Raw genomic sequence first — 17,502 nt, 5'->3', positions numbered from 1 at the left:
GCCCCGAGTCTACGCGGAGCTCTTCGCCCCGACGGCGTGCATGCCGTGGCCCGAGCGGTGTCAGGATGCGACGCCGGCCCGGTCGGAGTACGACGCGGTGGGCGAACCATCGTGCTCCCGGGACTGCTCCGCCGTCCACGCATCTCCGAAGTCCGGCTCCCTCGGGCTCCGGTCCGCCTCGTCGAACGGCGACTGCTCCGACCCGGGGGACGCCGTCGCGGAATCCTCCCTCCGGTCGGCCCCGCTGCCCTTCGGCGTGCGGCGGTAGTTCGCGGTGCCCCACTTGAGATCGTGGCCGATCGCGTCGGCGTCGATGTCGATGCTCGTCCCCTGCTTGCCGTTGTTCTCCCACGCGCGGATCTTGATGCGGCCGACGACGATCACGCTGTCCCCCGATCGCAAGGAGGCCTTCACGTTCTCGGCGAGGCCGCGGAAAGCGGCGACGGAGTACCAGTTCGTCGCAACCTCGACCCACGTCTGCGTCGCATCGTCGAAGCGTCGGTGCGAGCTGGCGAGTCGGAAGTTGGTGACGGGCACGCCGCCGGCCGTCCTTCCCTGGGTCGGGTCGGTCGCCACATTGCCCACGATGGTCACGATGTCCTGCATGTCTGCTCCTCTGTGATCCGGGGCTGATCACCCGGGTGCTCACATCCTGCGCGTTCCGAGCGACGTCGCGACCCCGCGACAACACGATCTGTGGACGCACAGGGCGCACGCCCCGATGGGGAGGGACAGTCCCGGATCGGTCACCCTCCTGGTCGTGAGGGAATGTCGGTGGTCGGTCATATGTTCGAACGAGAGAGGAGAACCGATGTCCGACCAGATCACGACGCTTCCCGAGGTCCCGTACGCGACGCCGAGGCTGTCGTCGCCGCGAGAGCACCTGATCCGCGCGTCCGGCCATCTCTGGCGAGTGCAGGACTCGTCGGGAAGGGTCCTCGGACACCTGCGCCTCGCCACCGATCCCCTCGGCGTGCGCTATCGAGCGGAGCGACTGCATCTGCCGACGGCCACCTTCCGCCTCGTCGGGGACTTCTGGCGAGCAGACGACGCCGTGGCCGCACTCCGCAACGGCTGAGATCGCACCGGGAAGTCCACTGGACAACGCGGCGGACACGTGTCGTGCCCCCGGCAGGATTCGAACCTGCGACCAAGAGATTAGAAGGCTCCTGCTCTATCCCCTGAGCTACGGAGGCGGCTCTACCACGGTACCGTGCCGGAGCCCGATGTCGGAGCCGTCGATAGGATGTCGGCATGGTATCTGCGTCTGAGAACGACCGGCTCGTCTGGATCGACTGCGAGATGACCGGACTCGATCTCTCCGTGGATGAGCTCGTCGAGATCGCGGTCGTCATCACCGACTTCGAGCTCAACCCGGTCGATGCGGGCTTCCAGGTCGTCATCCGCCCGAGTGACGCCGCGCTCGATCACATGAATGACTTCGTCACCGCGATGCACGAGACGTCTGGGCTGATCACCGAGATCCCGGACGGTGTGACCCTGGCCGAGGCCGAGGAGCAGACACTCGCCTACATCAAGCGCTTCGCGCCGGTCGAGCGCAAGGCCCCGCTCGCCGGAAACACCATCGGCACCGATCGCATGTTCCTCGCGAAGTACATGCCCCAGGTCGACCAGTGGCTGCACTATCGCAACGTCGACGTCTCGAGCATCAAGGAACTCTCGCGACGCTGGTACCCGCGCGTGTTCTTCCAGGCTCCGGCGAAGGACGGCGGACACCGCGCTCTCGCCGACATCCTCGAGTCGATCAGGGAGCTCCGTTACTACCGCGAAGCGGTGTTCGTCGATGAGCCCGGACCGTCCAGCGATGACGCCCGGGAGATCGCGAGTCGCACCGTGTCGGAGTTCACCCCAAACATGTAATAGACTCGTCTGGTTGCCGATTCCGATCGGCGCATGGTGGGTATAGCTCAGCTGGTAGAGCGCTGGCTTGTGGTGCCGGATGTCGCGGGTTCGAGTCCCGTTACTCACCCCAGAAAGGCCCGGATCTCTGATCCGGGCCTTTTTCTCGCGTTCCGGAATACCCCTAGGGGGTATATGGTTCTGGGAGGGAGAGACGAACGGAGCTTGACCATGTCACATGACCACGGTCCCCGCACGACCCATCCCGCGCCGGGCGCCCACGGCGCGCCCGTGACGGACGCAGGACACGCCGACCACGCAGGAGACGCCGACCACACGGGACACGCCGACCACGCAGGACACACGGAGCAGTTCCGTCGTCTGTTCTGGATCATGCTGGCCGTCGCGGTCCCGGTCATCGCGACGTCTCCGATGTTCGCGATGATCCTCGGATACGAGATCCCGAGACCGTGGAACTGGATCGCGCCGATCCTCGGCACCGTGATGTACGCCTGGGGTGGTGCGCCGTTCCTCTCGGGGGCGGTGTCGGAGCTCCGGTCGCGCCGGCCCGGGATGATGCTCCTGATCGGTCTGGCCATCACCGTGGCGTTCCTGGCGTCCTGGGGTGCCTCGCTCGGCATCCTCCACCATGAGCTCGAGTTCTGGTGGGAGCTCGCACTCCTCATCGTCATCATGCTGCTGGGGCACTGGATCGAGATGCGCTCGCTCGCGCAGACCACCTCGGCCCTCGATTCGCTCGCCGCACTCCTGCCGGACGAAGCGGAGCGCGTCGACCCGGACGGCACGACCCTGATCTCCCCGTCCGACCTGCGCGTCGGCGATGTGGTGGTCGTCCGGCCCGGCGGGCGCATCCCCGCGGACGGCCGGATCATCCGCGGCGCATCGAGCATCGATGAGTCGATGATCACCGGCGAGTCCCGCCCGGTCGGGCGTGCTGCGAGCGACCCTGTCGTCGCCGGCACCGTGTCCACCGATTCCGCGATCCGGGTCGAGATCACGGCCGTCGGCTCCGAGACGACGCTCGCCGGCATCCAGAAGCTCGTCGCCGACGCCCAGGCCTCGTCATCGAGGGCTCAGCGGATCGCCGACCGAGCCGCAGCATGGCTGTTCTGGTTCGCTTTGGCGGCCGCGGTCGTCACGGCGGTCGTCTGGACTGTCGTCGGCCTCCCCGACGAGGCCGTGATCCGGACCATCACGGTCCTCGTCATCGCCTGTCCGCATGCGCTCGGGCTCGCGATCCCGCTGGTCGTCTCCATCGCCACCGAGCGGGCCGCTCGAGCCGGGATCCTCGTGAAGGACCGTCTCGCGCTGGAGACCATGCGACCGGTCGACACCGTACTGTTCGACAAGACGGGAACTCTCACGAAGGGCGCTCCGGCGATGACCGGCATCGAGACCGTTCCCGACGTCGAGCCCGAGGAGGTGCTGCGTCTCGCGGCCGCCGCGGAGAGCGACTCGGAGCACCCTCTCGCTCGCGCCATCGTCGACGCGGCGGCGCAACGGGACCTCGCCGTCCCGGCGGTCACGGACTTCTCCTCCTCCCCCGCCGTCGGCGTCCGCGCCGTCGTCGACGGACGGCTCGTCGCGGTGGGCGGCCCCAATCTCCTGCACGAGGAGTCGCTCGACGAGCTCCCGAGCGTGGACGTCTGGCGCGCGGAGGGAGCGATCATCCTCCACGTCGTCGCCGATCATCGCGTGATCGGCGCCCTCCGCCTGGCCGATGCCGTTCGCCCGGAATCCATCGTGGCCGTCGAGACCCTCCGCGAGCGCGGCGTCGACGTGGTGATGATCACGGGAGACGCGCAGGCTGTCGCCGAGCATGTCGCCGCTGAGCTCGGCATCTCGCGCGTGTTCGCCGGCGTGCGCCCCGCAGACAAGGCCTCGAAGGTCCGGGAGCTCCATGCTGAGGGACGCATCGTCGCCATGGTCGGCGACGGGGTCAACGACGCCCCGGCACTCGCGCAGGCGGACGTCGGGCTCGCGATCGGCGCCGGCACGGACGTGGCGATCGCCTCCGCGGGGGTGATCCTCGCCGGTGACGATCCGCGGACGGTCGGCTCGGTCATCACCCTCTCCCGGGCGAGCTACCGCAAGATGACGCAGAACCTGTGGTGGGCGGCCGGGTACAACCTCCTCTCGGTGCCCCTCGCGGCCGGCCTCCTCGCGCCGTGGGGTTTCGTGCTGCCGATGTCGGTCGGCGCGATCCTCATGTCCCTGTCCACGATCGTCGTGGCGGCGAACGCCCAGATCCTGCGACGTCTCGATCTGCGTCCTGCGAGGCTCCGGGAGCTCGACGACGCAGCGAGCTGAGATCGGGGCGGTGACGGGTGCGTCCTAGACTTGCGGGGTGTCGCTCGCCGTCTGGTTCTCACTCCTCACCGCCTGCGTCGTGATCAGCTTCACCCCGGGCGCCGGAGCGATCAACACGATGTCGAACGCCCTCAGCCAGGGATGGCGTCGGTCGATCTGGGGCATCGTCGGACAGCAGCTCGCCCTGATCGTGCACGTCGTCATCGTCGCCGCCGGCGTCGGACTCATCGTCTCGAGATCAGAGATCCTCTTCACCGTGATCCGGTACGCCGGCGCGGCCTATCTGGTCTACCTGGGGGTGCGTCTGATCCTCGCCCGTCCCATCGTGCGGGAGAACCCGGACGACCTCGTCGACGACGCCCGGGAGGGGCACTGGGCGATGATCCGCAGAGGATTCTGGGTGAATCTCCTCAACCCGAAGGCGATCGTCTTCTTCCTCGCCTTCATCCCGCAGTTCGTGCGCCTCGACCAGCCGCAGCTGCCGCAGTACCTGACGCTCATCATCACCGTCATCGTCGTCGACGTGCTCGTCATGTGGGGGTTCTTCGCCGCGGCGGCCCGTCCCTTCCGCCGGCTCACCCGGTCGGCACGCGGTCAGCGCACCCTCAACAGCGTCTTCGGCATCCTCTTCATCGCCGTCGCCGCGCTGCTGGTGTTCCTCCATTGACGCCGGACGCACCATGTCTTCGTCGCTCGGCAATAGGCTGGGAGTGATGGAGATGGACGCCGCAGCCTTCGAAGAGCTCGTGATCGACGAGCTCGACCGTCTTCCCGACGACATGGTCGACGGACTCGACAACGTCGTCTTCGTCGTGGAGGATCGCCCCGAGGACGGCAGCCTCGATCTGCTCGGGCTCTACGACGGCCTGGCCCTCACCGAGCGCACCCAGTACGGCATGGGCGAGCTCCCCGACCGCATCGTCGTGTACCGCGAGCCGCACCTCGCCGCGTGCGACGACGAGGAGGAGCTGCGGGACGAGATCCACACGACTCTCGTTCACGAGATCGCGCACTTCTACGGGATCGACGACGAGCAGCTTCACGAGCTGGGGTGGGCATGACACCGCTCACCAGCCCGGAGGTCGAGGAGGATCTCGCGCTCTCCGCCGCGCCCCTGGAGCCGTGGGAGGTCGTGGTGTGGAACGATCCCGTGAACCTCATGAGCTACGTCGTGCGTGTGTTCCGGACGTACTTCGGCTACACGAGCGAGCACGCCACCCGACTGATGCTCGCCGTGCACCACGACGGTCACGCGATCGTCGCGACGGGACCGCGCGAGACCATGGAGGTGCACGCCCAGGCGATGCATGACTACGGACTGTGGGCGACCGTACGGAAGGTCGGCGCATGACCCGGACGATCGAGATGCGGATCGCGCGCATCGAGGGCATCCAACTGTCCCGCCTGGTCGATGACTTCGTCGACCTCGTGGGCGCGGACCGCGACCTCACGGATCCTGCTGTGAGCCGGCTCGCCCCGGATGCGTACCCCGACGACCCGGAGGCCGCACGCGGCTTCCGAGAGGCGACACGTGCCGATCTGTTCGACCGCCGACTGCACGATGCGGAGGTCGTCCGCCACGCGCTGTCGCCGTTGCGGACCGAGGACGATCTGTCGGAGGCGGATGCCTTCGCCGAGCACGATCTCCGACTGACGGCATCCGACGCCGATGCCTGGCTGCGCACGCTCACGGCGCTGCGGCTCGTGATCGCCGCGCGACTGGGCATCGAGCACGACGACGACCATGATCCGGACGACGCGAGGTACGGCGTCTACGACTGGCTCGGCTACCGCCTCGAGATCATCGTCCACGCGGCCGACGAGCTCGACTGAGCGGATCTCAGGGCACCGCGACGATACGCGTGGCCAGCGATCGAGGGTCGTCGCGCTGCAGATGCGACTCCTCCTGACGAGCCCAGCGCTCCCAGTGCGGCCGATAGGTGTCGCCGTCGCGGGCCAGGGCCCGGCGTCTGCGCGCCTCGTCCCCGGACTCCGCCCAGATGCGCACATCGGCGATCGCGGCCGTCGCGGGCGTGAGGATGCCGCTTCCCTCGACGAGCAGGCTGAGCGACGGATCGACGGCGTGGCTCTCCGCGTCGCGGTCGTGCTCCCAGTCCCATCGTCGCCAGGTGCCGAGGAGACCGCGTCCGTGCGGACGGAGGATGCCGTCCAGAGCACGCTCGACCCCGGACTCCAGTCCGTCCCAGCCCGGGTAGATCGAGTCGAGCGCGATGAGCTGGACGCGTCCGCGCACCGGCCAGCGCTCGACCAGTCGGCGCGCGAGGGACGTCTTGCCGGCACCGCTGCGGCCGTCGATGAGGACGACCGGGTTCGTCGCCGCGAGAGCGCGGATGTCCGCGACGATCAGAGACGCGGCGCCGGAGAGTGCCGCCGCGACCGGATCGTCACTTCTTGAGGGCACGGATGATGCGGGAGAGAGCACGCCCGGCGACCCAGACGAAAGGCACCGCGACGACCAGGAGTGTGACGATGTTGGGCTCGAACCGCAGCCCCTCCTCACGACGCACGTAGACGCCGACCGGGACCGACACGCCGCCGCCACCGCCGCCCTCGGCTCCGTCTCCGCTCCCCCCACCGAAACCCGAGTAGGTGAAGGCGACGGGCGTGATGCTCACGCCGTCGACGTCCTGCGGTTCGCCGTAGGCGCTCTTGACGCCGAATGCTGCCGCCTGCTTGCCGAGTTCCAGTGCGATGTTGGGCATGCGTCCACGCTAGTCCAGGTCCGAGCCCGATGCGGGGTCAATCGACGCCGTGGTCCTTCGGATGCCGCGCCGCGCCGCGCCCCTCGCCCCGGCCGATGTGGCGTGCCCTCGTGATCGAGGCGTTCCCGAAGCGGGCGACCGCCACGTCCATCGCCCCCTCCACGCGGCGCCAATCCTCGTCGTCGTCCCACAGCCCGATCCCTCCGCCCCCGCCCGGCCGCAGGTTCTCGGCACGCACGCCGATGAGGCGTATGGGGTCGCGGCGGTCGATCTGCGCGAACAGCGTCCGGGCAGCCTCGCCGATACGCTGCCCGACCGCTGTCGGTTCAGGCAGCGTCTGGGAACGGGTCAACGTGCGGAAGTCGTCGAATCGCACCTTGATCGACACGGTCGCCGCCTCCCAACCCGCGCGACGCAGACGGGCGGCGACGCGGTCGGCGAGCCGCACGAGCTCCGCGCCGAGGAAGGTGCGATCCACCACGTCCGTGTCGAAGGTCTCCTCGTGCCCGATGCTCTTCTCGACGCGCTGCGTCTCGACCGCGCGGGCGTCGTGTCCCCGAGAGAGCGCGACGAGACGTGAGCCGAGAGCGGGACCGACGGCACGGTCCAGCATGTCGCTCGAGGACTCCCGGATGTCGCGGATCGTGCGGATGCCGCGTCCCTCCAGTGCCTCCGCGGCCTTGGGGCCGACGCCCCACATCGCCCGGACCGGTCGGGGGTCGAGGAACGCCTGGGTGTCGGGGCCGGCGACGACGAGCATCCCATCGGGCTTGGCGATCGTCGATGCCATCTTCGCCACATGCTTGGTGGCGGCGACACCCACGCTGCAGGTGATGCCGACCTCGTCGTGCACGCGTTCGCGCACGAGCTGCGCGATCCGCGCCGGGCTCCCCCACAGCCGACGGACGCCGTGCACGTCGAGGAACGCCTCGTCGACCGACAGGGGCTCGACGAGCGGCGTGAAGGACTCGAAGATCGCCATCACCTGGCGCGAGACCTCCTGGTAGCGGTGGAAGTGCGGCGGCACGATGCGCGCTGTCGGGCACAGGCGGATCGCCTGCGAGACCGGCATGGCGGACCGCACGCCGTAGCGTCGCGCCTCATAGGACGCGCTGGAGACCACGGACCGGCCGTCCGGAGCACCGATGATCAGGGGAAGACCACGCAGACTCGGGTCGTCCAGCACCTCGACGGCGGCGTAGAACGCGTCCATGTCGACGTGCAGGATGCGGGTACCCGTGTCGTCGGCATCGGCGGACGACACCATCCGCCCTCTGCCGTCACCGTGACCCATGAGTCCATTGTCCTCCGGGTCGCGGACATCCCGAGCGGCGGACTCGACGCCGCGCGGGCAGCCGAGTCCGCCACCGGATCACTGTGCTGCGCGCTCCAGGACCAGCTCACGCACGCGTGCGGCGTCGGCCTGGCCCTTCATCGCCTTCATGACGGCTCCGATCACGGCGCCGGCCGCCTGGACCTTGCCGTCCTTGATCTTCGCGAGGATGTCGGGCTGGGCGGCGAGAGCCTCGTCGATGGCCGCGATCAGGGCGCCGTCGTCGGAGACGACCGCCAGACCTCGTGCATCCACGACCTGCTGCGGGGTGCCCTCCCCCGCGATGACGCCCTCGAGCACCTGGCGGGCCAGCTTGTCGGTGAGGGTGCCGGCGTCGACGAGCTTCTGCAGCGCGGCGACGTTCTCCGGCGAGACGAGCTCGGTCGCGTCCTTCTCCTGCGTGTTCGCGAGGCGGGTGATCTCTCCCGTCCACCACTTGCGCGCCGTGGCGGGCGTCGCGCCGGCAGCGACAGTCGCCTCGACGACCTCGACGAGGCCTCCGTTGCGGACGTCCTGGAACTCGAGGTCCGTGAACCCCCACTCGCCCATCAGGCGGCGACGGCGCGCGACCGGCTGCTCGGGCAGAGCCGCGCGCAGCTCCTCGACGAGCTCGCGGGCCGGCTGGACGGGCAGCAGGTCGGGCTCGGGGAAGTAGCGGTAGTCATCGGCATCCGACTTCGGGCGACCGGGAGACGTCGTGCCCGTGTCCTCGTGCCAGTGACGGGTCTCCTGCGTGATCGTGCCACCGTCAGCGAGGATCTGCGCCTGTCGCTGGATCTCGTAGCGGACGGCGCGCTCGACAGAGCGCATCGAGTTGACGTTCTTGGTCTCGGTGCGCGTGCCGAGCTTCTCGACGCCGCGCGGCCTCAGTGAGACGTTCGCGTCACAGCGCAGGTTGCCGCGCTCCAGGCGTGCCTCGGAGATGCCCAGGCCGCGGACGATGTCGCGGATCGCGGCCACGTACGCCTTGGCGACCTCGGGGGCACGGTGCTCGGTGCCGAAGATCGTCTTCGTGACGATCTCGACGAGCGGCACACCCGCGCGGTTGTAGTCGACCAGCGAGTACTCCGCGCCCTGGATGCGTCCGGTCGCTCCCCCCATGTGGGTCAGCTTGCCGGCGTCCTCCTCCATGTGGGCGCGCTCGATCGGCACCTGGATGAGCGTGCCGTCCTCGAGCTCGACCTCGACCGAGCCCTCGAACGCGATCGGCTCGTCGTACTGCGAGATCTGGTAGTTCTTGCCGAGGTCCGGGTAGAAGTAGTTCTTGCGGGCGAAGCGGCTCGACTCGGCGATCGAACAGCCCAGGGCGAGCCCGAGGCTGATCGACGAGCGGATCGCCGTCTCGTTGACGACCGGCAGCGCCCCCGGGAGTCCGAGGTCGACCGGGGCGATGAGCGTGTTCGGCTCTGCCGCGTGGTACGCCTCGTTCGCCGGGTTCGGAGCATCCGAGAACATCTTCGTGTTCGTGTTCAGCTCGACGTGCACCTCGAACCCGAGAACGGGCTCGAACAGCTCCAGCGCCTTGTCGAAGTCCATGAGCTTGGCGGTGGCCATCAGCGGGTCCCTCCCACGAGCTGGGGTGCACGCGTGAGGAGCGGCGCGCCCCACGAGTCGACGAGCAGGGTCTCGAGCGCGGCGCCGACCTGGTAGAGGCGGGCATCCTCGCGAGCCGGAGCGAGGAACTGGATACCGACGGGCAGCCCGTCCTCGGCGGCCAGGCCGCTGGGGATCGAGATCCCGGGGACGCCCGCGAGGTTCGCCGGAATCGTGGTGATGTCGTTGAGATACATCTGCAGCGGATCGTCGATCTTCTCGCCGAGCTTGAACGCCGTGGTGGGCGCCGACGGGGTCGCGATCACGTCGACCTCGGCGAACGCGTTCGCGAAGTCCTGCTGGATGAGCGTACGGACCTTCTGCGCGCTGCCGTAATAGGCGTCGTAGTACCCCGCGGAGAGCGCGTAGGTGCCGAGGATGATGCGGCGCTTGACCTCCTCGCCGAAACCGGCGTCGCGCGTCGCGGACATGACGTCCTCGACCGTCGGGTTGCCGTCGGGCGTCACGCGGAGACCGAAGCGCACCGAGTCGAACTTCGCGAGGTTGCTCGAGGCCTCCGCCGGGAGGATCAGGTAGTACGCGGCGACACCGTACTCGAAGTGCGGAGCGCCGATCTCGACGATCTCGGCGCCCTGAGCCTCCATGAGAGCGAGAGCGCTGCGGAACGACTCCGCGACACCGAGCTGGAAGCCGCTGTCGGGGAGCTCACGGATCACACCGACCTTGAGCCCCTTGAGCACGTCGCCGCGGGCACCGTCGCGAGCGGCCTGCGCGAACGAGGGCCAGGCGTCCGTGAGCGAGGTCGAGTCCTGGGGGTCGTGCCCACCGATGACGTCGTGCAGCAGACCGGCGTCGAGCACCGTGCGGGTCACCGGGCCGACCTGGTCGAGGCTCGAGGCGAGGGCGATCGCGCCGTAGCGGCTGACGCCGCCGTAGGTGGGCTTGACGCCGACAGTGCCGGTGACGTGCGCGGGCTGGCGGATCGATCCGCCCGTGTCGGAACCGAGGGCGAGAGGTGCCTCGAAAGCGGCGACCGCCGCGGCCGAGCCACCACCGGACCCGCCGGGGATCCGATCGAGGTCCCAGGGGTTGCGCGTCGGCCCGTAGGCCGAGTGCTCGGTCGACGAGCCCATCGCGAACTCGTCCATGTTCGTCTTGCCGAGCGGGATCAGACCCGCGGCGCGCGAGCGTGCGACCACGGTGGCGTCGTACGGCGAGCGATAGCCCTCGAGGATGCGCGATCCGCTGGTCGTGGGCTGGTCGGTCGTGACCAGCACGTCCTTGATCGCGAGCGGCACACCGGCGATCGGTCCCAGCTGCTCCCCCTCGGCGCGGCGGGCGTCGATCTCCGAGGCCGCGGCGATCGCACCCTCGTTCACGTGGAGGAACGCGTGGACGTCGCCGTCGACCGTGGCGATCCGATCGAGATGGGCCTGCGTGGCCTCGACGCTCGAGATCTCGCGTGCGGCGAGCTTGTCGGCCAGCTCGGCCGCGGTCAGGCGGATGATGTCGCTCACTGCTCTTCTCCCAGGATCGCGGTGACGCGGAACCGGCCGTCCGCCTGGTCCGGCGCGTTCTGGAGCACCTGGTCGTGCGTGAGCGTCTCACCGACCACGTCGGGACGGAAGACGTTGCTCAGCGGGATCGGGTGGCTCGTCGCGGCGACGTCGGCCGTCGCGACCTCCGACACCTTCGCGATGTTGTCGACGATGGCGTCGAGCTGGCCCGTGAGCCGCGTCACCTCGTCGTCGTTCAGCTGGATGCGCGCGAGCACGCCGAGATGGCGCACAAGATCAGGGGTGATTTCAGACACCGCTCCAGTCTAGTCAGCGCCCTCGGCGTCACCGGCAGCCGCGGGGTCGTCGCCCCTATGCTGGGCACGTGAGCACGTATGAGCCTCCTCGCCCGTGGATCGCCAGCTACGCGGACGGCGTCCCCGACGACCTCGCCCCGGTCTCCGGATCGCTGATCGACATCGTCGCCGCCTCGGCCCGGGACTATCCGGATGCGCCCGCGCTGCAGTTCTTCGGGCGCGAGACCACCTACGCCGACATGCAGCACGCGATCGACCGCGCCGCCGCCGGCCTGAGGGACCTCGGGGTGCGCGCAGGCGATCCCGTCGCGATCGTGCTGCCGAACTGCCCGCAGCACATCATCGCGTTCTACGCGGTACTGCGCCTCGGCGCCGTGGTCGTCGAACACAATCCGCTGTACACGCCGCGCGAGCTGCGTAAGCAGTTCGAGGACCACGGTGCGAAGCACGCGATCGTCTGGAACAAGGTCGTCGCAACAGTGCAGGACTTCCCCGCCGATCTGGCGGTCACGAACCTCGTCTCGGTCGACGTCACCCGCGCGATGCCGTTCCTCACGCGTCTGGCGCTGCGGCTGCCCGTCGCCAAGGCGCGCGAGTCGCGCGCCGCCCTGACCGAGCGCGTGCGCGGCACCGTGACGTGGGAGTCGCTCCTGGGCTCCGAGTCGTTGCCGGCGTCGCACCCGCGCCCGGGTACGGACGACCTCGCGATCATCCAGTACACGTCCGGCACGACCGGTACTCCAAAGGGTGCCTCGCTCACTCATCGGAATCTTCTCGCCAACGCGGCGCAGGCCCAGGCGTGGGTCCCGTCCATCCAGCGCGGGAAGGGCTGCGTGGTCTACGCCGTTCTCCCGATGTTCCACGCCTATGGCCTCACCCTGTGCCTCACGTTCGCGATGTCGATGGGCGCGCGCCTCGTGCTCTTCCCGAAGTTCGACCCGGACCTCGTGCTCGACGTGATGAAGAAGCACCCCGCGACCTTCCTGCCCCTGGTGCCGCCGATCGCCGATCGCCTCCTCGCCGCGGCGAACGCGAAGGGCGTGTCCCTGGCCGGCATCGAGGTCGCCATCTCGGGGGCCATGCCTCTCCCGCACGAGCTCGTCGTGCCGTTCGAGAAGGCCACAGGCGGCTTCCTCGTCGAGGGGTACGGGCTCAGCGAATGCTCGCCGGTGCTCATGGCGAACCCCGTCGCCGACAACCGCGTCCCCGGAACGGTGGGTCTCCCGCTCCCCGGCACCGAATGCCGCGTGGTCGACCCCGAGAACCCGACCGACGACGTCCCCGCCGGGACCGCGGGAGAGCTGATCGTCCGCGGTCCTCAGGTGTTCTCCGGCTACTACGGGAAGCCCGAGGAGACCGAGGCCGTGTTCGTGGACGGCTGGTTCCGCACAGGCGACATCGTGACCGTCGACGAGGCTGGTTTCATCCGCATCGTCGACCGCATCAAGGAGCTCATCATCACGGGCGGCTTCAACGTGGCGCCGACCGAGGTGGAGAACGCCCTGCGACAGCATCCGCAGGTCGCCGACGCCGCGGTCGTCGGGCTGCCCAGCGAGCATTCCGGCGAGGAGGTCGTCGCGGCTATCGTCGTCGACCCCGGCACGGACGTCGACGTGGAGGCGATCCGCGAGTACGCCCGCAGCATCCTCACCCCGTACAAGGTGCCCCGGCGGATCTTCGTGGTCGACGAGCTGCCCAAGTCCCTGATCGGCAAGGTGCTGCGTCGGCAGGTCAAGGAGCGACTCCTCGCCCTCACCGGCGGCGCCTGACAGCGTGTCCAGGCGGCGCGGGTCGCGAGACGCTACCCTTGATCAGTGACTCCTGAAGACGCTGCGCCCATCGACGCCCCCTCGACCCCCGGATTCGAGGAGCTCGGGATCACTGGGCCCGTCCTCAAGTCCATCAAGGATCTCGGCTACGAGACCCCTTCGCCCATCCAGGCCGCGACCATCCCGACTCTTCTCTCGGGACGCGACGTCGTCGGCATGGCGCAGACCGGAACCGGCAAGACCGCCGCGTTCGCGCTGCCCGTTCTCGAGCGCCTCGACGTCGCGCAGAAGACGCCGCAGGCGCTGGTGCTTGCCCCGACCCGTGAGCTCGCGCTCCAGGTGTGCGAGGCGTTCGAGTCCTACGCCTCGAAGATGAAGGGCGTGCATGTGCTGCCCGTCTACGGCGGTCAGGGCTACGGCGTGCAGCTGTCGGCACTGCGACGCGGCGTCCACGTCGTCGTCGGCACGCCCGGCCGCATCATGGACCACCTCGCGAAGGGCACCCTGGACCTCTCGGAGCTCCAGTACCTCGTCCTCGACGAGGCCGACGAGATGCTGAAGATGGGCTTCGCGGAGGACGTCGAGCAGATCCTCGCGCAGACGCCCGTCGAGAAGCAGGTCGCGCTGTTCTCGGCGACGATGCCGGCCCAGATCCGTCGTCTCGCCCAGCAGTACCTCCGTGATCCCGAGGAGATCACGATCAAGTCGAAGACCGCGACCAACACGAACATCACGCAGCGGTACCTCGTGGTGTCCTACGCGCAGAAGGTCGACGCCCTCACCCGCATCCTCGAGGTCGAGAACTTCGACGGCATGATCGTGTTCGTCCGCACGAAGAACGAGACCGAGACGCTCGCCGAGAAGCTCCGTGCGCGCGGATACTCGGCTGCGGCGATCAACGGCGACGTGCCCCAGGTTCAGCGCGAGCGCAGCGTGAACCAGCTCAAGGACGGCAAGCTCGACATCCTCGTGGCGACGGACGTCGCCGCGCGCGGCCTCGACGTCGAGCGCATCAGCCACGTGGTCAACTTCGACATCCCGACCGACACCGAGTCGTACGTGCACCGCATCGGGCGCACAGGTCGCGCGGGTCGCAAGGGTGACGCGATCAGCTTCATCACGCCACGCGAGCGCTACCTGCTCAAGCACATCGAGAAGGCCACGCGTCAGCAGCCGACGCAGATGCAGCTGCCCACGACCGAGGACGTCAACACCACGCGTCTCGCGCGTTTCGACGACGCGATCACCACGGCCCTCGGCGAGACCTCGCGCATCGAGAAGTTCCGCGACATCATCGCGCACTACGTGCGCAACCACGACGTGCCCGAGGCGGATGTCGCCGCGGCGCTCGCGGTGGTCTCGCAGGGCGATCGGCCCCTCCTCCTCGACCCGCAGGACGACGCCCTCGCGCGCGCCGTCGAGTTCGACAACCGCCCGCCGCGCGAGCGCACCACGCGCGAGCCCCGGGAGAACCGCGAGCCGCGCGAGCGTCGCGGACGCGGCGACTATGCGGCATACCGCATCGAGGTCGGCCGTCGTCACCGCGTCGAGCCGCGCCAGATCGTCGGGGCGCTGGCGAACGAGGGCGGTCTCGGTCGCGACGACTTCGGGGCGATCAACATCCGTCCCGACTTCTCGATCGTCGAGCTGCCGGCGAACCTCGACCCCGCCGTGCTCGAGAAGCTGCGCGACACGCGGGTGTCCGGTCGCCTGATCGAGATCAAGCCGGACCGCGGCCCCGGCGCGCGCCGCGCACCGCGCGAGGGTGGTCGTGACGGCGGCCGTGACCGCTTCGAGCGCCGCGACGAGCGTCCGCGCTACGACCGCCCGGCCCGCGACGACCGGCCTGCCCGCAAGCCCCGCCACAAGGGCTGACCCGTGGACGGCGTTCGGATAGAACGCGCGACGCCCGAGCTCGCGGTCGATCTCGCGCGAGTCAAGTGGCTCGACAGCGAAGGCCGCGAGCCGTCGAGCGCCGAACTACGCGTTTTCACAGAACAACTCGTGCACTGGTGGACCGGACAGGGCAGATCGCACTCCGCATTCATTGCCCGGACGGGCTCGGGTGACGCGATCGGCGCCGCATGGGTCGCTCTCGTCCCTCGCGTGCCGCGACCAGGCCACCTCACGCGGCTTTCCGCCGACATCCAGAGCGTGTATGTCGTACCGGCATTCCGCGGCCAGGGTGTCGGAGCAGCGCTCGTCGAAGCAGCCTGCGCCTCTGCGGACGAAGACGGCTCTCGACGCATCGTCGTTCACGCCAGCGACCGAGCCTTACCGCTGTATCGCCGCCTCGGATTCGCGGTCTCCGAGCGTCTCCTCCAGCGACATCACGACATCTGATTCGCACCATTACGGCGTCCGAGCGGGCACAGCTTCGGATGCGGGGGCCGAAACGCCGCGGCATACGGGCGCGTGGCGGCGTGTCGCCCGCGCGGTCCGCAGTTGTGCTCGCGCTAGGGTGACCGGATGCTGGAGATCAGAGACGCGCAGGTCGAAGATGCGCACGGCGTCGCCGTCGTGCACGTGGCGTCGTGGCAGGCCGCGTACGTGGGACTCATCGATCAGGATGTCCTGCACCGGCAGAGCGTCGACGCGCGCGCAGCCATGTGGTCGACCTGGATCGAGCGTTCGCTCGCGGGCGAGTCGACGGACGCGTACGGACCCGTCGCCCATCGACTGGTCGTCGCCGAACTCGATGGTCGCATCGTCGGCTGGGTGAGCTTCGGAGGCGGACGCGACGAGGAACTGAGCGACCAGGGCGAGATCGCCGGTCTCTACGCGCATCCGGATGCCTGGTCCCAGGGCGTTGGGCGCGCGCTGATCCGGCACGCCGAGAGCGCCCTGCGGGCCGAGGGATGGGCACGCGGCTACCTCTGGGCCTTGAAAGGCAACGCGCGGGCGATCGGCTTCTACCGGGCGCACGGATGGACCGTCGACGGCGGCGAGAAGTTCGGAGAGGGTGGCAGCGTCGTGGGATTGCACGAGCTGCGGATGTCGCGGGCGCTCTGACGTCCGGCCTCGCGTCGGGGAGTTCGGCGGTACCCTGACCCCGTGGTGACACTCGGGACCGAAGACCTCAACAGGGCGCTGCTCGCGCGTCAGATGCTCGACGAGCGTGTCGATGTGTCGGCGCTGTCCGCGATCGATCGTCTCGTGGGCCTTCAGGCTCAGGAGCCGCGCTCCCCGTACATCGGGCTCTGGAGTCGCCTGGTGGGTTTCCGGCCCGAGGAACTCGAGAGTCTGCTCACCGACCGGGCGGCGGTGCGCATCCTGCTGATGCGCGGCACGATCCACCTCACCACCACCGCCGACGCCCTCGGGTTGCGACCCCACGTGCAGCCGAAGCTCGACCGGGAGATGCGCAGCGGTCCCTTCGCGAAACCGTTGCGCGAAGCGCAGGTCGACACGGACGAGCTGGCGGTAGCAGGTCGAGCCGTGCTGGCAGCGGAGCCTCGCAGCACAGCCGACGTCGGCGCCGTCCTCCGCGAGCGCTGGCCGGATGCATCGCACACCGTGCTGGGCAACGCGATCCGGCTGTCCCTGCCACTGGTCCAGGTCCCGCCTCGGGGTCTCTGGCGGTCGAGTGGACGAGCGGTGTGCGCGACGCTCGAGCAGTGGCTCGGACGCGAGCAGCAAGCCGTCGCCCTCGAGGATGTCGTCGTGAGGTATCTGCGTGCCTTCGGCCCAGCGACGGTCATGGACGCTCAGCAGTGGTCGGGACTGACCCGTCTCGGCGGAGTCTTCGAGAGTCTTCGCGATCGCCTGGTGACCTTTCGCGACGAGGCGGGAAAGGAGCTGTTCGATCTGCCGGACGCGCCTCGCCCCGGTCCCGACACCGATGTGCCGGTGCGGCTCCTGCCGGAGTTCGACAACATCCTGCTCGCGCACGCCGATCGACGACGCGTGATCGCCGACGATCGCCTGGGCCTCGTGATCGGGGGAAAACGCACGGTGCTCGTCGACGGCCAAGTGGCCGCGACATGGTCGCTCGACGCCGATCAGTCCGTCTCTGTTGACTACATCGACGAGGTGACGCGCCGCCAGAGGGATGCGGTCTCCGCGGAGTGCGAACGCCTCACCGAGTGGCTGCGGAACACGTGAGTCTGACATCGACGG

General features: G+C 69.1%; 19 protein-coding genes and 2 tRNA genes. 13 read left to right on the top strand and 8 right to left on the bottom strand.

All coding sequences use genetic code 11. The features are described 5' to 3' along the window. Positions 1-60: 60 nt before the first annotated feature. Positions 61-606 (bottom strand): single-stranded DNA-binding protein, encoded by a 546-nt coding sequence (locus ACIPY8_RS09535; RefSeq protein ID WP_400817326.1) that lies wholly within the window; start codon positions 604-606, stop codon positions 61-63. 205 nt (positions 607-811) lie between these two features. Between ACIPY8_RS09535 and ACIPY8_RS09530 the strand changes: the two genes are divergently transcribed. Further along, positions 812-1,078, top strand: a complete 267-nt coding sequence (locus tag ACIPY8_RS09530; RefSeq protein ID WP_400817324.1) for a hypothetical protein — start codon at positions 812-814, stop codon at positions 1,076-1,078. Between the two features lie 45 nt (positions 1,079-1,123). Here ACIPY8_RS09530 and ACIPY8_RS09525 read toward each other — a convergent pair. Further along, positions 1,124-1,196, bottom strand: a tRNA-Arg gene (locus tag ACIPY8_RS09525). Between the two features lie 58 nt (positions 1,197-1,254). Between ACIPY8_RS09525 and orn the strand changes: the two genes are divergently transcribed. From orn to ACIPY8_RS09490, 7 genes are all read left to right on the top strand, one after another. Further along, positions 1,255-1,881, top strand: coding sequence for an oligoribonuclease (orn, locus tag ACIPY8_RS09520; RefSeq protein WP_400817322.1), 627 nt, complete (start codon positions 1,255-1,257; stop codon positions 1,879-1,881). A gap of 36 nt (positions 1,882-1,917) precedes the next feature. Then, a tRNA-His gene (locus tag ACIPY8_RS09515) sits at positions 1,918-1,993 on the top strand. A gap of 98 nt (positions 1,994-2,091) precedes the next feature. Continuing rightward, positions 2,092-4,191, top strand: a complete 2,100-nt coding sequence (locus tag ACIPY8_RS09510) for a heavy metal translocating P-type ATPase (RefSeq protein ID WP_400817320.1) — start codon at positions 2,092-2,094, stop codon at positions 4,189-4,191. Between the two features lie 37 nt (positions 4,192-4,228). Continuing rightward, positions 4,229-4,858, top strand: a complete 630-nt coding sequence (locus ACIPY8_RS09505; protein WP_400817318.1) for a LysE family transporter — start codon at positions 4,229-4,231, stop codon at positions 4,856-4,858. Positions 4,859-4,904: 46 nt separating this feature from the next. Then, the gene (locus tag ACIPY8_RS09500; RefSeq protein WP_400817316.1) at positions 4,905-5,252 is read left to right on the top strand and encodes a metallopeptidase family protein; all 348 of its coding nucleotides are present in this window, start codon (positions 4,905-4,907) and stop codon (positions 5,250-5,252) included. Next, a complete protein-coding gene (gene clpS / locus ACIPY8_RS09495) occupies positions 5,249-5,542 on the top strand; it encodes an ATP-dependent Clp protease adapter ClpS (RefSeq protein WP_400817314.1) in 294 nt (97 codons plus the stop codon). Before ACIPY8_RS09500 ends, clpS begins: the two co-directional genes overlap by 4 nt. After that, on the top strand, positions 5,539-6,024 hold the full coding sequence (locus ACIPY8_RS09490) for a DUF2017 family protein (RefSeq protein WP_400817312.1): 486 nt from the start codon (positions 5,539-5,541) through the stop codon (positions 6,022-6,024). The genes clpS and ACIPY8_RS09490 overlap by 4 nt, the downstream gene beginning before the upstream one ends. A 7-nt stretch (positions 6,025-6,031) precedes the next feature. On the opposite strand, the gene ACIPY8_RS09485 is transcribed toward ACIPY8_RS09490, so the two are convergent. The 6 genes from ACIPY8_RS09485 to gatC form a co-directional block, all read right to left on the bottom strand. Next, the gene (locus ACIPY8_RS09485; protein ID WP_400817310.1) at positions 6,032-6,613 is read right to left on the bottom strand and encodes a hypothetical protein; all 582 of its coding nucleotides are present in this window, start codon (positions 6,611-6,613) and stop codon (positions 6,032-6,034) included. Then, entirely contained in the window at positions 6,597-6,914 is a 318-nt protein-coding gene (locus tag ACIPY8_RS09480; protein WP_400817309.1) for a hypothetical protein, read from the bottom strand. Before ACIPY8_RS09480 ends, ACIPY8_RS09485 begins: the two co-directional genes overlap by 17 nt. Positions 6,915-6,951: 37 nt before the next feature. Beyond that, complete coding sequence (dinB, locus tag ACIPY8_RS09475) at positions 6,952-8,208, bottom strand: DNA polymerase IV (RefSeq protein ID WP_400817307.1); 1,257 nt, start codon at positions 8,206-8,208, stop codon at positions 6,952-6,954. Between the two features lie 78 nt (positions 8,209-8,286). Then, positions 8,287-9,801 (bottom strand): Asp-tRNA(Asn)/Glu-tRNA(Gln) amidotransferase subunit GatB, encoded by a 1,515-nt coding sequence (gatB, locus tag ACIPY8_RS09470; RefSeq protein ID WP_400817305.1) that lies wholly within the window; start codon positions 9,799-9,801, stop codon positions 8,287-8,289. Next, on the bottom strand, positions 9,801-11,318 hold the full coding sequence (gatA, locus tag ACIPY8_RS09465) for an Asp-tRNA(Asn)/Glu-tRNA(Gln) amidotransferase subunit GatA (protein WP_400817303.1): 1,518 nt from the start codon (positions 11,316-11,318) through the stop codon (positions 9,801-9,803). Before gatA ends, gatB begins: the two co-directional genes overlap by 1 nt. Continuing rightward, the gene (gene gatC / locus ACIPY8_RS09460) at positions 11,315-11,614 is read right to left on the bottom strand and encodes an Asp-tRNA(Asn)/Glu-tRNA(Gln) amidotransferase subunit GatC (RefSeq protein WP_400817301.1); all 300 of its coding nucleotides are present in this window, start codon (positions 11,612-11,614) and stop codon (positions 11,315-11,317) included. Before gatC ends, gatA begins: the two co-directional genes overlap by 4 nt. A 68-nt stretch (positions 11,615-11,682) precedes the next feature. Between gatC and ACIPY8_RS09455 the strand changes: the two genes are divergently transcribed. From ACIPY8_RS09455 to ACIPY8_RS09435, 5 genes are all read left to right on the top strand, one after another. Further along, positions 11,683-13,383: a long-chain-fatty-acid--CoA ligase gene (locus ACIPY8_RS09455; RefSeq protein ID WP_400817299.1), complete on the top strand. Its 1,701-nt coding sequence runs from the start codon at positions 11,683-11,685 to the stop codon at positions 13,381-13,383. A gap of 45 nt (positions 13,384-13,428) precedes the next feature. Then, entirely contained in the window at positions 13,429-15,258 is a 1,830-nt protein-coding gene (locus ACIPY8_RS09450) for a DEAD/DEAH box helicase (RefSeq protein ID WP_400817297.1), read from the top strand. 3 nt (positions 15,259-15,261) lie between these two features. After that, positions 15,262-15,726: a GNAT family N-acetyltransferase gene (locus tag ACIPY8_RS09445; protein ID WP_400817295.1), complete on the top strand. Its 465-nt coding sequence runs from the start codon at positions 15,262-15,264 to the stop codon at positions 15,724-15,726. Between the two features lie 126 nt (positions 15,727-15,852). After that, on the top strand, positions 15,853-16,395 hold the full coding sequence (locus tag ACIPY8_RS09440; RefSeq protein ID WP_400817293.1) for a GNAT family N-acetyltransferase: 543 nt from the start codon (positions 15,853-15,855) through the stop codon (positions 16,393-16,395). A gap of 42 nt (positions 16,396-16,437) precedes the next feature. Beyond that, complete coding sequence (locus ACIPY8_RS09435) at positions 16,438-17,487, top strand: winged helix DNA-binding domain-containing protein (RefSeq protein ID WP_400817291.1); 1,050 nt, start codon at positions 16,438-16,440, stop codon at positions 17,485-17,487. Positions 17,488-17,502: the final 15 nt, after the last annotated feature.

The sequence above is a fragment of the Microbacterium sp. NPDC089696 genome (assembly GCF_044749125.1).
GTDB lineage: Bacteria > Actinomycetota > Actinomycetes > Actinomycetales > Microbacteriaceae > Microbacterium.
This window is presented reverse-complemented; position numbering and strand designations above follow the sequence as displayed.

Excerpts from the sequence above, each read along its gene's own strand:
- ACIPY8_RS09535 (WP_400817326.1), bottom strand. The coding sequence starts at position 606 with ATGCAGGACATCGTGACCATCGTGGGCAATGTGGCGACCGACCCGACC.
- ACIPY8_RS09530 (WP_400817324.1), top strand. The coding sequence starts at position 812 with ATGTCCGACCAGATCACGACGCTTCCCGAGGTCCCGTACGCGACGCCG.
- orn (WP_400817322.1), top strand. The coding sequence starts at position 1,255 with ATGGTATCTGCGTCTGAGAACGACCGGCTCGTCTGGATCGACTGCGAG.
- ACIPY8_RS09510 (WP_400817320.1), top strand. The coding sequence starts at position 2,092 with ATGTCACATGACCACGGTCCCCGCACGACCCATCCCGCGCCGGGCGCC.
- ACIPY8_RS09500 (WP_400817316.1), top strand. The coding sequence starts at position 4,905 with ATGGAGATGGACGCCGCAGCCTTCGAAGAGCTCGTGATCGACGAGCTC.
- clpS (WP_400817314.1), top strand. The coding sequence starts at position 5,249 with ATGACACCGCTCACCAGCCCGGAGGTCGAGGAGGATCTCGCGCTCTCC.
- ACIPY8_RS09490 (WP_400817312.1), top strand. The coding sequence starts at position 5,539 with ATGACCCGGACGATCGAGATGCGGATCGCGCGCATCGAGGGCATCCAA.
- ACIPY8_RS09480 (WP_400817309.1), bottom strand. The coding sequence starts at position 6,914 with ATGCCCAACATCGCACTGGAACTCGGCAAGCAGGCGGCAGCATTCGGC.
- dinB (WP_400817307.1), bottom strand. The coding sequence starts at position 8,208 with ATGGGTCACGGTGACGGCAGAGGGCGGATGGTGTCGTCCGCCGATGCC.
- gatB (WP_400817305.1), bottom strand. The coding sequence starts at position 9,801 with ATGGCCACCGCCAAGCTCATGGACTTCGACAAGGCGCTGGAGCTGTTC.
- ACIPY8_RS09440 (WP_400817293.1), top strand. The coding sequence starts at position 15,853 with ATGCTGGAGATCAGAGACGCGCAGGTCGAAGATGCGCACGGCGTCGCC.